At 61.4% G+C, this 16,149-nt stretch carries 8 protein-coding genes; 5 read left to right on the plus strand and 3 right to left on the minus strand.

Annotation, left to right across the window (positions count from 1 at the left end; translation table 11 throughout):
- Nucleotides 1-34: 34 nt before the first annotated feature.
- On the minus strand, nucleotides 35-856 hold the full coding sequence (locus tag JN524_RS07300; RefSeq protein WP_202368952.1) for a carbon-nitrogen hydrolase family protein: 822 nt from the start codon (nucleotides 854-856) through the stop codon (nucleotides 35-37).
- A gap of 125 nt (nucleotides 857-981) precedes the next feature.
- On the opposite strand from JN524_RS07300, the gene JN524_RS07305 reads away from it, so the two are divergent.
- Entirely contained in the window at nucleotides 982-1,782 is an 801-nt protein-coding gene (locus JN524_RS07305) for a helix-turn-helix transcriptional regulator (protein WP_098965425.1), read from the plus strand.
- Between the two features lie 241 nt (nucleotides 1,783-2,023).
- A complete protein-coding gene (locus JN524_RS07310) occupies nucleotides 2,024-3,643 on the plus strand; it encodes an FMN-binding glutamate synthase family protein (RefSeq protein ID WP_095136930.1) in 1,620 nt (539 codons plus the stop codon).
- A 6-nt stretch (nucleotides 3,644-3,649) separates the two neighbouring features.
- On the opposite strand, the gene JN524_RS07315 is transcribed toward JN524_RS07310, so the two are convergent.
- Complete coding sequence (locus tag JN524_RS07315; protein WP_202368953.1) at nucleotides 3,650-5,137, minus strand: glucosyltransferase domain-containing protein; 1,488 nt, start codon at nucleotides 5,135-5,137, stop codon at nucleotides 3,650-3,652.
- Nucleotides 5,138-5,336: 199 nt separating this feature from the next.
- A complete protein-coding gene (locus tag JN524_RS07320) occupies nucleotides 5,337-6,755 on the minus strand; it encodes an amino acid permease (protein WP_202368954.1) in 1,419 nt (472 codons plus the stop codon).
- Between the two features lie 625 nt (nucleotides 6,756-7,380).
- Between JN524_RS07320 and JN524_RS07325 the strand changes: the two genes are divergently transcribed.
- The 3 genes from JN524_RS07325 to JN524_RS07335 all read left to right on the plus strand — a co-directional run bounded on the left by JN524_RS07325 (nucleotide 7,381) and on the right by JN524_RS07335 (nucleotide 16,142).
- Entirely contained in the window at nucleotides 7,381-7,839 is a 459-nt protein-coding gene (locus tag JN524_RS07325; RefSeq protein WP_202368955.1) for an REP-associated tyrosine transposase, read from the plus strand.
- A 341-nt stretch (nucleotides 7,840-8,180) separates the two neighbouring features.
- Nucleotides 8,181-11,294 (plus strand): transglycosylase domain-containing protein, encoded by a 3,114-nt coding sequence (locus tag JN524_RS07330; protein WP_202368956.1) that lies wholly within the window; start codon nucleotides 8,181-8,183, stop codon nucleotides 11,292-11,294.
- A 165-nt stretch (nucleotides 11,295-11,459) separates the two neighbouring features.
- Nucleotides 11,460-16,142: an NEL-type E3 ubiquitin ligase domain-containing protein gene (locus JN524_RS07335; RefSeq protein WP_202368957.1), complete on the plus strand. Its 4,683-nt coding sequence runs from the start codon at nucleotides 11,460-11,462 to the stop codon at nucleotides 16,140-16,142.
- Nucleotides 16,143-16,149 lie beyond the last annotated feature (7 nt).

The following is a 16,149-nucleotide window of genomic DNA, read 5'->3' on the forward strand; positions in this document are numbered from 1 at the left end:
CGAAGGCGTCAGCCCGACCGACACAGAACCCGGATCAGCGCGCAGGAATCAGCAACTCACGCAATCCAGAAGCGTGCTCCACCACCTCCCCCGGCAGTTTCAAACGCTGATCATCCAGGTAGCGGTAATCCTTGCGCGCAACCTCCAACCGGTCGAAATCCAGCTCGACGCTGAACTGCCCTTCCTCACGCCCCGCTTCGAACAGCAATTCCCCCAGCGGATCCCCCAGCGCACTGCCGCCGGCAAACATCAAGCCGTCATCCCCGGCCTCAACGCGGTTGACCATCAGCGCAAACGCCTGGTTTTCCTGGGCGCGGGCCATGATTGCGGTGCGGTGAGTCGGGGCGTACGGGTCCATGTTGCCGTTGGTCACGATCAGCAATTCGGCGCCCAGTTGCGCCAGTGCGCGGGCGGATTCGGGGAACTCGATGTCGTAGCAGATCAGCAGGCCGACGCGCACGCCGTTCCACTCGCAAGTGGCATAGCGGTCGCCGGGCTCGAACACGCCGCGATCCGAAGCCCAGAGGTGGGTCTTGCGATATTTCAGCGCGATGCCTTCCGGGGTGATCAGCAGCGTGGTGTTGTAGAAGCGCCCGTTGTCGCTTTCGGCCATGCCGATCACCACGGCGATATTGCGCTCGCGGGCGGCGGCCAGCACCGCGCTGACGGTCTGGCCATCCAGCGGCTCGGCGATCTGCGCCACAGTGTCGGCGCTCGGAAAGCCCATCAGGTGGGTTTCCGGGAACACGATCAATTGCGTGTCGGCCGCGCACGCCGCGATCGCCGCGAGGGCGCGTTCGAGGTTGTATGCGGTGCCATTGTCACGGCCCGCCAGTTGGGCGAGTTCGACTTTCATGAGAATTCCTTGTGATGGGCAGCGGGCGCCGAAAGATTGCCCGGTGGCTGTCTGTGGGCCAGTATGCGCAGCAAGCAACCGGCCAGGGAATCACGCGGCCGGGGTAACCCGATAGGGGTAGATCCATGACCGTTTCGTTTGATGACATCACCTGGCACCGCGCCGTCGGGCAACTGATCGACGCGCTCGACAAGCCGAATTTCTGGGCGCAACTGGTGCGTTTGCTCGACCAGTACGTGGCGTTCGATAGCTGGGTGGTGCTGCTGTTCAGCGCCGATCAGCACCCGCAGGTATTCGCCGAATGCCCCGGCGAGGACGGTAGCCCCGACCCGCTGTTTCAGGATTATCTGCGCGGCTTGTACCTGCTCGACCCGTTCTACATCGCCTGCCGCGAGCAGTCGCGTACCGGGCTGTACCGCCTGTCCGAGGTGGCGCCGGAGCATTTCGAGCTGACCGAGTATTACCAGCGATACTTTCGTCTGAATGTGGTCGCCGACGAAATCCAGTTCAATTGCCAACTCGAAGGCGAGCGCACGTTGTGCCTGTCGCTGGGCAGTGAAAAACGTTTCACTGGCGAACAGATCGCTTTGCTGTCTTTGATCCAGCCGTGGGTGCTGGGCCTGTTGCGTCAGCGCCTGCCGTACGAGATCAACCAGACCGTGGCCCTCGCTGCCGCGCCAGCTGCGGCCGACTGGCGAGTGCAACTGGAAGCCTCGGTGCAACAACTCAAGGGTGCGCAACTGACCGCCCGGGAGCTGGATGTCGGGCGTTTGATGCTCAGCGGTTGCTCCAGTAAAGAAATCGCCCGTAAGCTGGAAATCTCCGTAGAAACCGTGAAAGTCCATAAGAAACACATGTACAGCAAGCTGGGGATCAAATCCCAGTCGGAGCTGTTTTCGATTTTTCTCCAGGCGCAGAACGCCTGATAACGCGTGGAAATGCTTTCCTGTGTCGACAGATTCTCTGTGGTGAGGGGATTCATCCCCGATGGGCTGCGCAGCAGCCCCAAGTCTACGCATGCGGTCTTTCAGTTAAACCGCAGTGAATGGTTTTGGGGCGGCTTCGCCACCCATCGGGGATAAATCCCCTCACCACAATAAATCTCATCAACAGGCCCGCCTGCTGCCACAGGTTTGCAAACCATTGAGTCCGAACCAAGGAAACCGTATGAGCCTGTCACTCCTGAGCCGCTACGCCTTCTTTGCCGTCTGCGTGATTTTCACCCTCGCCAGCCTGCCCTTTCTCGAACACGACTGGCTGTGGCCGATCACCGCTGTCACCGGCGTGCTGAGCCTGCTCGGTCTGTTCGACCTGCTGCAGAGCCCGCACGCGGTGCGCCGCAACTACCCGATCCTGGGCAACATCCGCTATCTGGTCGAAGGCATCCGCCCGGAGATCCGCCAGTACCTGCTGGAATCCGACAGCGACGCCCTGCCCTTCTCCCGCGCCCAGCGCTCGCTGGTGTATTCGCGGGCGAAAAATGAAAGCGCCGACAAACCCTTCGGCACGCTGATCGACGTCTATCAATCGGGCTTCGAATTCATCGGCCACTCGATGCGCCCGGCGCCGTTGAGCGACCCAAGCAGTTTCCGCGTCACCGTCGGCGGCCCGCAGTGCACCCAGCCGTATTCAGCCTCGGTGTTCAACATCTCGGCGATGAGCTTCGGCTCGCTCAGCGCCAACGCCATCCGCGCGTTGAACCAGGGCGCCAAGCTCGGCAACTTCGCCCACGACACCGGCGAAGGCAGCATCAGCCCGTATCACCGTGAACACGGCGGCGACCTGACCTGGGAACTGGGCAGCGGCTACTTCGGCTGCCGCACCAGCGACGGCCGTTTCGACCCGGAGCGCTTCGCCACTCAGGCACAGAATCCGCAGGTGCGGATGATCGAAATCAAGATGAGCCAGGGCGCCAAACCCGGCCACGGCGGGATCCTGCCCAAGCACAAGGTCACCCAGGAAATCGCCGACACCCGCGGCATCATGATGGGCGAAGACTGCATCTCGCCGTCACGCCACAGCGCGTTTTCCACGCCGATCGAAATGATGCATTTCATCCAGCAACTGCGTGAACTGTCCGGCGGCAAACCGGTGGGCTTCAAGTTCTGCCTCGGGCATCCGTGGGAATTCATGGGCATCGCCAAGGCCATGCTGGAAACCGGCATCCTGCCGGACTTCATCGTGGTCGACGGCAAGGAAGGCGGTACCGGCGCAGCGCCCGTGGAGTTCACCGACCACATCGGCGTGCCGATGCGCGAAGGCCTGCTGTTCGTACACAACACCCTGGTCGGCCTGAACCTGCGCGACAAGATCAAACTCGGCGCCAGCGGCAAGATCGTCAGTGCCTTCGACATCGCCAGCGTGCTGGCCATCGGCGCCGACTGGGCCAACTCCGCGCGCGGCTTCATGTTCGCCATCGGCTGCATCCAGTCGCAAAGCTGCCACACCAACAAATGCCCGACCGGCGTCGCTACCCAGGACGCTCTTCGCCAACGCGCCCTCGTCGTCCCGGACAAGGCCCAGCGCGTCTACAACTTCCACCGCAACACGCTCAAGGCGTTGGCGGAAATGTTGGCGGCAGCCGGCCTTGAGCATCCGTCGCAACTGTCGGCCAAGCACCTGGTGCGGCGCATGTCGGCGACCGAGATCAAACTGTTCTCGCAGCTGCATGTGTTTCTGAAACCGGGGGAGTTGCTCACGGGTGAGGTGAATGGCGAGTTCTATTCGCGGATGTGGCAGATGGCGCGAGCAGACAGCTTTGAGCCGCAGGAAGTGGCGGCAGCCTGAGCCTCGTCACCAACTGAGCAGGCGGTGGGGCGGCGGCTCTTTCATGACGATGAAACCGTAATCGCCAATCAGGTAAATCCGGTAATACAGGCTGTCCACCAGCGCTGGAAACCCCTGATAACCGACGCGGGTGGCATTGCGCCGTTCGCGTTCGGCGACCACGTTGGTAATGCCTGCTGACGGCAGATTTTCCGCGAGCATGAAGTAGTCGACGTTGAGCAGATAGTGCAGCACCGGCAGCCGCTTGAATGAACCGGTCGCACTGGCCAGCCAGCGATCGGAATAGCTGATCGAGAGATAGATCCGCTTGGCTTCACGCAGTTCGCGATGGGCAGCGATGTCGTGGCTCAGGCTGTACAGCGCGCTGCTGGCGAAGGTTTTCTGCAGATTCAGTACCCGGCCGTAGGCGAAGGACAGCGAGAGAGTCGCCAGCAGCGCAATGATCAGCAGCAACGGCAAGCGACGGTGCGCGGATGCCAGCGCAACGTGCGCCAGATAGAACAATCCCAACAGCAACACGCCGAAGCCCATCAGGGTGCGCGCGCCCTCATTGAAGTCACGGAACAGCAGCGTGATCCCCGGCACCAGCAAGACCAGCACTGGCAGCGTCAGCAAGCACAGCAACAGGGTTGACCAACGGTTCTGGCGGTACTGAATCAGGCGCACACAGCCGGCGATCGCACACAACACCAGCGCAGCGAAAACCCACGGGTAGCCGCCGTGAAACAGCAGCGCGACTTTCTCCAGGACCCGAGCGAAATTGATGCCGATCTGCAACAGCGGATCGGCGTCCAGGTTCAACAGATCCGTTTTTCGCAACGGTTCCATGAACGGGTACGCCGTGGCGCTGTAGATCAGGATGCCCAGGCCCGCTTGTGCGAGTTTCCAGCCCAGCATCCGCAGAATCTCCGGCCACTGCGTTCGCCGCTGAACAGCCCTGATCAACTCGACACAACAAAGACCGAGAAACACATTGAAGCTGATCTGATACAGCCCGATCGCCAGCGCCAGCAACGCCGCCGGCACCAGCCAGCGCTGCACCCGCGATGCACCTTCGAACGTGATGGCGTAGATCGCCGCGACCATGCTCAGGGCCATGATCGGGCCGTCGTATTGATAGGACAGATTCTGCAGCAGGAACGGGTTATACCAGAGCGGCAACGGCACCAGACAGCAGGCCAGCGTCGGTTCGGCGAAGTAGTGAAAGGTCAGGCGGGTCAGTGCCAGCGACATGGCAAGGGTGGCGAGTAACAGGGGTAGCGGATAGATGTTCGGCGCGGCCCCCGTGAACGTCAGCGCCTGAAAAAACCAGTCGGCAAACAACCTCCCTTGCCCGGCCCAGGCATTGCCGGCGGCCAGCGTGCGCCAGTTGTCGTCGATGTACGGGAAGTCGGCGAGGATCAGTGGCAGGACGTACAACGAGGTGGCAAGCAGGAAGAACAGCACGACCTGCCGGTGACTGAGCTCTCGTTGGAGAAATTCGCTCGCCCTCATGCCTGCGCCTCGGTTCACTGCCGCGCGAGATTGCAATGTGATACAGGTTTGAGCCTGAGCGGCCGCTTTGTATCGCTCTTTCAGACCGGCGGTAAAACGGCAAAAGATCGCAGCCTGCGGCAGCTCCTACAGGGTGAATACATGTCCCGTGTAGGAGCTGCCGCAGGCTGCGATCTTTTGCTTTTGCTATCGCGCTACATCAAGTGGCCGAACGCACCGCACCCTGCGTTTCACCGGTCGGCTGCAGCTTGAACACGTAGAACAACACGGTCAGCAGCACCAGGAACACCGGCCCCACATACAGCGCCACGCGGGTGTCCGGGAAGTACGCCATCAGGCCGACCACCAGCACCAGGAACGCCAGCGCGCAGTACGAGCTGACCGGGTACAACCACATTTTGTATTTCAGGCCGGCACGCTCGCTGGCGCTCAGGCCTTTGCGGAATTTCAGTTGCGCCAGCAGGATCATCACCCAGGTCCAGATCGCGCCGAAGGTGGCGATCGAGGTGACCCAGACGAAGACTTTCTCCGGCACCAGGTAGTTGAGCAACACGCCGATCAGCAGCGCGAAAATCGACAGCAGCAATGCGCGGCGTGGCACGCCGTTGGAGGTCTTGGCGAAACCGGCCGGGGCCTGGCCGTTCTGCGCCAGGCTGTAGAGCATGCGCCCGGTGCTGAAGATGCCGCCGTTGCACGACGACAGCGCCGCAGTGATCACCACGAAGTTGATGATGCCGGCGGCGGTCTTGATGCCCAGACGTTCGAAGGTCATCACGAACGGGCTGCCCTGGGTGCCGATTTCGTTCCACGGATAGATCGACAGGATCACGAACAGCGCGCCGACGTAGAACAGCAGAATGCGCCAGAACACCGAGCCGATCGCATCGGGAATGGTCTTCTGCGGATTCTTCGCTTCACCGGCGGTCAGGCCGATCATCTCGACACCGAGGTAGGCGAACATGACCATTTGCAGGGACATCAGCACACCGGTCACGCCGTTGGGCATGAAGCCGCCGTGGGCCCACAGGTTGGAAATCCCCAGCGCCACGCCGTCGTTGCCGAAACCGAAGGCAATGATGCCGACGCCGCCGATGACCATGGCAATGATGGTGACGATCTTGATCAGGGCGAACCAGAACTCGAATTCACCGAAGGCCTTTACCGCGATCAGGTTGATCGAGCCCATGCTGACCAGCGCCGCGAGGGCCCAGATCCAGCGCGGCACATCGGGGAACCAGATGCCCATGTACACGGCGACGGCGGTGATTTCCGCGACGCAGGTCACCAGCCACAGGAACCAGTAGTTCCAGCCGGTGAGAAAGCCCGCCAGCGGACCGAGGTAATCCTGGGCATAGCGGCTGAACGAGCCGGCCACCGGATTGTGCACGGCCATTTCACCGAGGGCGCGCATGATCACCAGGATCGCCAGACCGCCGAGGATGTAGGAAAGCATGATCGCCGGACCGGCCATTTCAATGGCCTTGGCCGAACCCAGGAACAGGCCGACGCCAATACAGGCGCCGAGCGCCATCAGGCGGATATGCCGTTCACCGAGTTCGCGTTTGAGCGGACCGCCGTGAGCGGTCTCGCCATGGGGCAGGTGATTGCCGACTGGCATAGGGATACAACCTCGTCTTGTTATTGGATATGACCACCGAGTGGCGAAGCGTCGACCGATAGGCCTGAACTTCCCGAAACCGCGCCGGCCTCGTGGGCAAACGCGTCTCGCAGGTCCCGACCTGCAAGATCAGCGGGGCGTGCAGTATAAAAAGCTTGTGACAGGGCTTTTCACTCTATAAACCACAACATTCAGCGGGAACTCTCGGAAGAAAGCCGGTTTACGGAGAGGCATTAACTGCTTTACGTAGGAATAGTCGCCACCAAAAAGGCCGGCGAGTATTGCACAGCATGGGTGCACCGTCATGCCCCTGCTTTGGTGGTCTTGAAGATTAAACAGCTCTAAACCGGTACTCCTCAGTTCATATGGCCCATTGCGTTGAAAGCTTTTTGTGGTGAGGGGATTTATCCCCGATGGACTGCGCAGCAGGCCCAAGCTCTTAAAATGTGATCACCCTTGGTCAGGGCCGCTTCGCGCCCCATCGGGGATAAATCCCCTCGCCACACGTGACGTCAATATTCCCCGCCCCGCCTGAAAAACGAAAATTCCTACGGCATTTACAGACCCGGCTCAAGTAATCCGCCACTAGCCTTCAGGCCTTGATTACTGAACGCAGGGAGCGAACATGCCAGTCAAACCAAATTCCTACCGTCTTCGTTTAGGACGACATTCGGAAACAGACCGAGCCTATTTCGTCACTTCAGTGGTGTATGACCGCCACCCCGTATTTTCCGACTGGCGCACAGGCCGTTTATTGGTTGCAGAGTTTCGTCACGCCCATGAACAAGGCTTAGTAGAGTCCATCGCCTGGGTGGTCATGCCTGATCACTTTCATTGGTTGATGCAGTTGAAAAGCGACAATCTTGGCAAAATCGTTGGCGCGATAAAGGCGCGCTGCACCCAAGCCGTTAACAGGAAAACCGGTCGTCGCGGTCGATTGTGGCAAACCGGCTATCACGACCGCGCCATCCGTGATGGCGAAGACTTGAAACCGTTCGCCCGTTACATCATCGCCAATCCGCTACGGGCAGGATTGGTGGAGCGGATTGGCGACTACCCGCTTTGGGACGCCTGCTGGCTCTAGGCCCATTACTGAAACTAAATCATGTCAATTCATCTGTGGTCAGGAGATTTGAATGTGGTGAGGGGACTTATCTGTGGCGAGGGGATTTATCCCCGATGGACTGCGCAGCAGGCCCAGCTATTAAAATGCGTAGCCCCTTGTTCAGGGGCCGCTTCGCGCCCCATCGGGGATAAATCCCCTCACCACAGATAAATCCCCTCACCACAGTTAACCTCCACTCAAAATAGCCAGCGACTCCAGTTTTGTTCAGATGGCTTCCCCGCACTTTTTTTTCCCCATCACCAACCACCGTCTAAGCTTCAGTCAAGTCCGATCAATCTGCGTGAATGGATCAATCGACTATGGGCGCTTTGTGGCAAACCGATTCGAGTAAAGCCGTGGTTCCGACTGAACGTGTGGATGAAGCGCCTGTCCCCCCCAAAAAACGCCGCAGCCGGCATGGCTGGAAGGCGTTCTGGTTATTGCTGCTGATTATCGCCATCGTGGTGGGTCTGGCGGCGAGCAAGGAGATGCGTACCTCGCGTTTCCAGTCCCGGGAGCTGAGCCAGTACGCCGCTTCGCTCAAATACCAGTTGGAGCCCGGCCCCAGCGAAGCGATCCGCTATCCGGGCAACGGGCCGTTCGATCTGCGTCTGGGCTACAGCTCTCTCGATGAATTCCTGCCACGCCTGCTCAAGCGCAATTATGTGATCACCGAGCAGACGCGATTTTCACCCGCGCTGCTGAGCTATACCGACAAGGGCCTGTTCGTGCCTTATTCGGAAAAGATCCAGGCCGGGCTGTCGATCACCGATTGCCGCGCTGCGCCGTTGTATCAGTACAAGTACCCGCAGCAGCTGTATTCGAGTTTTGCGGCGATTCCGCCGGTGGTGGTCAGCAGTCTGCTGTTCATCGAAAACCGCTTTCTGCTCGACCCCAAGCAACCGCTGGCCAACCCGGCGGTGGACTGGCCGCGTTTCGGCATGGCCGCGTGGTCGCAAGTGGCGAAGTTGCTCCATCTGCCGGGGCAATCGGCGGGCGGCAGCACCCTGGCGACGCAACTGGAGAAGTACCGGCACTCGCCCGATGGCCTGACGGTGTCCGGCGCCGAGAAGATCCGCCAGATGCTTTCCGCCAGCGTGCGCGCCTATCAGCCCGGCCCGCAAACCCTCGGCGCGCGGCAGAACATTATCCGCGACTACCTCAACAGCGTGCCGCTTTCCGCTGTGCCGGGGCACGGTGAAGTACACGGCATGGCTGAAGGTTTGCGGGTCTGGTACGGCAGCGATTTCAACCAGGCCAATGCACAGCTGAACAGCCCGGCCACCGATGCGAAAACCATGGCCGACAAAGGCCTGGCCCTGCGCGAAATGCTCTCGCTGATGATCGCCCAGCGCCGTCCTTCGCATTACCTGACCAAAGGCCGCGAAGAACTCGCCGACCTCACCGACAGCCACTTGCGCCTGCTCAAACAGGGCGGCGTGATCGACAGCGCGCTGGCCGATGCCGCACTGGCGAGCAAGGTCACTTACCGCGACTGGCAGACCCAGCCGACCCTTCAGCCGATCGAAACCAACAAGGGCATCAGCGTCGCTCGCAGTCGTCTGGCGACGATGCTCAACCGTCCGCTGTACGACCTCGATCGCCTCGACCTGTCGGCCACCAGCACCTTGCAGGGCGAGTTGCAGACCCAGGCTACCGATTACCTGAAAAAGCTCGCCGACCCCACGTTTGCCGGGCAGATCGGCCTGATCGGCGAACGCCTGCTCACCCCCACCAGCACCACCCAGGTGCGCTACAGCTTCACCCTGTTCGAACTGACCCCGGACGGCTCGCGGGTGCGGGTGCAGACCGATAGCACCGACCAGCCGTTCGACATCAACGAGGGCAGCAAGCTGGAGCTCGGCTCGACGGCAAAGATGCGCGTGCTTACCACGTACCTGCAGATCATCTCCGAGCTGCATGACAAGTACGGCGCCATGACGGTGCCGGAACTGAAGAAAGTCCAGGTGCCGGATCAGGACCGCCTCAGCCAGTGGGTGATCGATTACCTGATCCAGAACAAGGACCACGATCTGTCGAAAATGCTCGGCGCCGCGCTCGACCGCAAATATTCGGCCAGCCCCGGCGAGGCGTTCTTCACCGGTGGCGGCCTGCATGTGTTCCACAACTTTCGCAAGGAAGACAACGGCCGCCTGCCGACCCTGCGCGATGCGCTGCGCGAGTCGATCAACCTGCCATTCATTCGCCTGATGCGCGACGTGGTGCGTTACGTCACCTACTCCGGCCCCAACAGCAGCGCCGAACTGCTCAAGGACGACCGCGACCCGCGACGTCAGGAATACCTGGCCAGTTTTGCCGATCGCGAGGGGACTTCGTTCCTGCTCAAGTTCTGGAAGAAGTACAAGAACAAGGACACTCAGGCGCGCCTCGACACCTTCCTCGACAGCATGCGCCCGACCCCGATCCGCATGGCCGCGGTGCATCGTTATCTGCTGCCCAATGCCAGTCAGGAAGACTTCAACAGCTTCGTGCGCGCGCACCTCAAAGGCGCCAAGCTCACCGAGAAACTCACCGACGATCGCCTGATCCGGTTGTACGACGCCTACGGCCCGGGCACCTACGATCTGCCGGATCAGGGCTTCATCGCCAAGGTCCACCCGCTGGACCTGTGGTTGATGGGCTATCTGCTGCACAACCCGGACGCCACCTTCAGCCAGGTGGTCAAGGCCAGCCAGTTCGAGCGTCAGGAAGTCTACAGCTGGCTGTTCAAGAGCAAGCACAAGGGCGCCCGTGACAGCCGCATCCGCACCATGCTTGAGATCGAAGCGTTCCTGGAAATCCACCAGCGCTGGCAGAAAGTCGGCTATCCGTTCGACCATCTGGTGCCGTCGCTGGCCACCGCCATCGGCAGCTCCGGCGACCGCCCGGCGGCACTCGCCGAACTGATCGGCACCATCCTCAACGACGGCGTGCGCATGCCGACCCTGCGCATCGACAGCCTGCACTTTGCTGCAGACACCCCGTATGAAACGCGTCTGACCAACGACCCGCATGTGGGCAAACGGGTGATGCCATCGGAGGTCGCCACAGCGATGCGCGAAGCGTTGTCGCAAGTGGTGGACTCGGGTACGGCGAAACGGGTGTCCGGCAGTTTCAAGACCGCCGACGGCACCCCGCTGGTGATGGGCGGCAAGACCGGAACCGGCGACAACCGCATCGAAGCCATCGGCTCCGGCGGGCGCATCCTCAGTTCGAAGTCGATCAACCGTACCGCGACCTTCGTGTTCTACATCGGCAACAACCACTTCGGCACGCTCACTGCGTTCGTCCCCGGGCGCTCGGCGGAGAACTTCAAGTTCACCTCGGCGCTGCCGGTGCAGGTGCTCAAGGGCATGGCGCCGATCCTTTCGCCATACCTGCAACCGGGCACGCACACGATGTGCCAGGCGCCGGAGGTCACCGCCGCCCGCTAAGCCACGAAAGCACTGTGACGTGGTGGTAACTGTGTATTTTTCCCTCCGTGTTTTTCGAAGGCTCCGTACGCAACCCCGGCGCTTTCAACCGGGTATTTGCGCTTTTTTCACCCACTGTCCTTGCCTAGGCTGATCGTTCCATTTTTGATCAAGGACGATCCAGCAATGCCCACCCTTTCCCCGCAGGGGCAACCGCCACGCACGGCGCACCTCGTCTCACCGGATGTCAGTGTTCATTATCAGACGATCGAAAAAGCCATCCCGGCCTGGCTGCGCGCAAGCTCAGCAAAGCGGGTCAATGAATTGCAGCTGCACCGACTGAAACTGCCGGTCTGGTATCAAGAGGTATCGGACGCCGAACACCGGCGTCTGCAACAGCAGATGCAAAATGCCTGGAAAGCACAAAACGAAGTGGACAAGGCCTTGAGCAGTCTGCAAGACGTCTACGCCTTCGCCAAACCGTTATTACAGCAGGCGTTGCGACAGCGCTTCGGCGTCGAGGACGACGTCGAGAACACCTGGCTGCGCCTGTACGCCCCCGTCAACAGCGCGTGGTGGGCCCATGACTTTGCCGGTGCAACCACCAGCCGGACCGTCTCGCTGCTCGACGCAGCATTGCATAATTTCTCCCGCGATGAAGCGTTCAGCCCGGCCTCGGAGTTCATTACCCGCCCCGACGCCAATGGCCACTTCACGGTCAGGCCGCTCAAGCACAAAGTGAGTATCGAGCAGTTCAAGTCACTGTGCCGCGAGCTGAATATCGGCGCCCGATACGAGCAGCATCTCAACGATTTTCTGCGCTCGGGCAACCGTGTGGCCCGCCAGGTTTTGCAGTACCGGGTTATCTTCAGTCAAAAAAGTACATTGAGCGTCTGTGCCCAGTTGGCTCTGGCAAAAAAGGACATTGACCGCGACGCCTACGAGGTCATTCAGGGCATGCTCGATGACCGGCGCAACCTGCGCTGGCGCGGGCGTGCCATCAACTACTACAACCTCGCCATGATGGATACGGCGCTGACCGGTATCACCCTAATAGCCCCTGACGTGGACACCGCCAATGCCCCGGTTCCGGTGATTGCCTATGTGCCCCATGACCCGGAACATCCGCTCAAACAATACCCCTCGGCGCTGGACTTCATGGCGGAACTGACGCGGCAACTGCGCGACCGCGACTCCGCCGGCAGCTATCAGCGGTTTTTCAGCCAGTTCGTCAACCATCAGCAGCGCGGGCATTTTTTTACAGGCTTGAACGCCCGCCTGAGCACCGTGAAATGGCACGTAGTACCACCGGGAACCCACCTGCCCAGTTGGCGCGAAACGCCTGTGGATCACCCCGATCTGCGCTTTCGTCTGACGAAAGTCCAGGACGATCGCGATACCCGTTACACCGGCAGTCTCTGGGCCTACTTCCATCAGCAGAAACTCAACAAGATTTTCAATGACGCCCGGGAGATCGCCATTTCCACCGAGTATGCCGACCGCATGGCCCGCTGGGCCTGGTGGGACAACCTGGGGAAAATCCTCTCGGATATCTTCAACGTGGCGCTGCTGGTGGTGACCCCGCTGGTGCCGGGGCTCGGCGAATTGATGCTGGCCTACACCACGTATCAACTGCTCGACGGCGTCTTTGAAGGCATCGTCGACATGGCCGAAGGGCATTTGGCCGAAGCGGGTGAGCAAGCCATTGGCGTGCTGCAAAGCATCGTCCAGCTCGGCGCCTTCGCCGCTGGCGCCAGCCTGGGACGTGTCGCACGGGTCAAGCTGTCGTCGTTTGTCGAAGGCCTGAAACCGGTGCAGTTGGCCGATGGCCAGACCCGCCTGTGGAATCCGGATCTGGCGCCCTATCGCCTGCCGGAACAGACCCTGCCGAGCCCGGCCCGCCCCGATGCGCACGGCGTTCATACGCTGGGGGACAAACACCTGTTGCGCCTGGATCAACACCTGTTCGAGGTGACCAAGGATCCGGCTTCCGGGAAACACCGCCTGCGCCATCCGCGACGTCCCCGGGCCTACGCACCGACGCTTGCGCACAACGCCGACGGGGCCTGGGTCTGTGAAACGGAAAACCCGCGTCTGTGGGACGGGCGAAAACTGCTGCGACGCATCGGCCATCGCACCGATGGTTTCAGCGACGCGCAACTGGAGCACATGCGCCTGCTGACCGGCACCGACGAGGACATGCTGCGCCGCATGCATGTGGACAACACCCCGCCGCCGCCATTGCTCAGCGATACGCTGGATCGACTTGGCCCGGCGCGGCCGGTGCAGCCCGACGCGCCACTGTCGCCGGCGGCCAGCCAGGTGCTGGTGGATTGTCCACAGTTGACGCCGGTTCTCGCCGAACGGGTGGTGTCTCATGCCCGACCGCTGGAACAGCAGCAAGCCACGGCGCAACGTCGTTTGCCCTTGCGTTTGCGCACGACTGCCCGCGAGGTGCAGTTTGAATTGCAGTCCGTGCGCGCCGCCCAGGGTTTGCAGCAGGAAGCCCTGAGCAATATCGACAGCGAACGGCTGATCCTCGGCGCGCTGCGGCATTACAGCGATACCTTCGGGGCGCTGCGGATTGAAATCCGTGAAGGCACGTTCGATGGCGAGTTGCGCTGCGAAGCCGGTGCCGCGGTCGCCGAGCGCATCCGGGTGCTGGTGCGGGTTGCTGCCGATCGCTATCAAGTGCGCGATGGCGCGGACCTGCCGATCCACCCCGCCAGTGGCCTGTACGAGGCAATCCTGCAGGCGATCAATCACGATGGCCGCAGTGCCCTGGGGTATCGAACCGACGACATCGAACCGTTCAAGCAGTGGATCATCGCCAGAACCCAAGCCCCCAGCGAGCGGCGCACGCTACTCGCCAGTCCGCCGATCCGCCCTATCGCTGAATACAACACCCTGTTTCTGGTGCGCGGCCCGGGCCTGAGCCGCAATGCCGCCACGCTGGAGCAACGCATCCAGGATCTGCATCCGCATTTCAGCCCGAGCGAGGTCGAAGCGTTTGCCAATGCCCTGACCGAACGCGGCGAGCCGCTCAAGGCCATCGAGGCACATGAAGATGAACTCGATGAACTGCGGGTCATCGTCCATCGCTGGCGCTATCAGCAACCGGAGAGCTGGGGGCCGGGCAGTCAGGGGTTCCGTGACGGTGGCGGGCTGCATATCTACGAAAGTCTGCTGAACTGCTTCGAACGCAAGAACGCGCACCTGGGCAACCGCACCGATCCGTCGGCCTATGCGCTGGACCTGTCGCTGGAACTGCTCTCCACGGATCTGGAAACCTGGTGGGCGAAACGTCCGCCGCTGAAGAAATTTCTCGACAAGGTCACGCTGCTCAATCTCGACAACGCGCGGTTTTCCCCCGACGCCAACGGCCTGCTCAAAGACTTTCCGAACGTGGTCGAGCTAAGTGCCAAATACTGCGAGCTGACGCGCTTGCCGGACCGCATCGGGAGCACGATGCCCCGCCTCGAACGTCTGCGTCTGAACAACAACCACATTGTGCTGGACCGTGCCGCCGTCGAGCGGCTGGGCAGCCTGACCTACCTCGAAGTGCTGAGAATGGACGATAACCCGCTGGGGCTGTCGCCTGATCTGTCGCGCATGCCGCGCCTCAAGGTGGTGGCGCTGAAGAACACCGGTCTGACCACCTGGCCGGACGGCATTCTGGCCAAGCCACGGCCACGCGGTCTGCTGCTCGATCTGCGCGGCAACCCGCTGACGGTAATCCCCGACGTGCCGAGCGGTTCCGATGGGCAATGGCTGGTGGCGCGCACGCGTCTGGACGTCGCCGCCCTGTCTGATCTCAACCAGTTGCGTTACCAGGACAGTCGCCGTTCGATGGCACTGCCACCGGAGCCGATCATGCCGGTCGCCATCCCGGGCACCTCGATCATCTCCAACTATGGCGCCGACTACTGGTCCGACGTGCCGGGCTGGGGCATTGATCGCGAAACACCGTGGACAGAGCTGGTGGAAGATCCCATGGCCGCACCGTTCATGGCGACGTTGCTCAGCGTGCGTGAGTTTGCCGATTTCCGTGCTGGTGGAACGGCGCGCGAGCAGTTGATGCAACGCGTCTGGCGCATGCTCGACGCCGTGCACGTCGACAGTCGCTTACGCGAAAAACTGTTCACCATGGTGGTGGCGCCGGTGGACTGTGCCGATGCCGGTACGCAGCTGTTCAACCACATGGGGGTGAACGTGCTGGCCTACGAGGCGCATGCCTATTCGGTCGAGCCGAAGGAACTGGAACAGAAACTGGTGACGCTGGCCAAAGGCGCGGCGCGCCTGGAACAGGTCAACGAAATCGCCCGGGCCGATGTCGCCAGCCGTGGCGGCAACCCCGACGACGTGGAGGTTTATCTGGCCTACCAGACCGGCCTGGCCAAACGTCTCGGCTTGCCCTGGCAGTCCGAGGGCATGCTGTACCGGGCGGTGTCCGGCGTCACTGACGCGATGATCGATCAGGCCTGCGACACGGTACTGGCGCTGGGTGAAGGTGATGGCCTGGTCAACCAGATGCTTGAGCTCGACTTCTGGAAAGAGTACCTGAGCGAGCGCTATCCCGTGCGCCTGGAAAGCAACAAGCGTCTGTTCCAGCACCGCTACGAAGCCCTTGAATCGCTGCGCGAGATCCAGCGCCAGTGGGTGCAATCGACCGTGGCCGAGGAACGCGCAGCCTTGCGCGAACAGCTCAAGACGTTGATGAACGATCTGCCGGCGCCGGCAACCGTGGTGTTCAATGAAGAACCGATCAGCGACACGCTGTTCGAGCGGCTGCTGGTCGATCTGGCGGATGACGAAAAAGAGCTCGCGCGTCGCCTGACCCGTGAAGCCCTGACCCGCGCCGGGCTTTGATAACGGC

Source organism: Pseudomonas sp. MWU318 (assembly GCF_016756945.1).
Classification (GTDB): domain Bacteria; phylum Pseudomonadota; class Gammaproteobacteria; order Pseudomonadales; family Pseudomonadaceae; genus Aquipseudomonas; species Aquipseudomonas putida_A.

What these genes read in the sequence shown, in the direction of transcription:
- JN524_RS07300 (WP_202368952.1), bottom strand. Translation starts at nt 856, where the DNA reads ATGAAAGTCGAACTCGCCCAACTGGCGGGCCGTGACAATGGCACCGCA.
- JN524_RS07305 (WP_098965425.1), top strand. Translation starts at nt 982, where the DNA reads ATGACCGTTTCGTTTGATGACATCACCTGGCACCGCGCCGTCGGGCAA.
- JN524_RS07310 (WP_095136930.1), top strand. Translation starts at nt 2,024, where the DNA reads ATGAGCCTGTCACTCCTGAGCCGCTACGCCTTCTTTGCCGTCTGCGTG.
- JN524_RS07315 (WP_202368953.1), bottom strand. Translation starts at nt 5,137, where the DNA reads ATGAGGGCGAGCGAATTTCTCCAACGAGAGCTCAGTCACCGGCAGGTC.
- JN524_RS07320 (WP_202368954.1), bottom strand. Translation starts at nt 6,755, where the DNA reads ATGCCAGTCGGCAATCACCTGCCCCATGGCGAGACCGCTCACGGCGGT.
- JN524_RS07325 (WP_202368955.1), top strand. Translation starts at nt 7,381, where the DNA reads ATGCCAGTCAAACCAAATTCCTACCGTCTTCGTTTAGGACGACATTCG.
- JN524_RS07330 (WP_202368956.1), top strand. Translation starts at nt 8,181, where the DNA reads ATGGGCGCTTTGTGGCAAACCGATTCGAGTAAAGCCGTGGTTCCGACT.
- JN524_RS07335 (WP_202368957.1), top strand. Translation starts at nt 11,460, where the DNA reads ATGCCCACCCTTTCCCCGCAGGGGCAACCGCCACGCACGGCGCACCTC.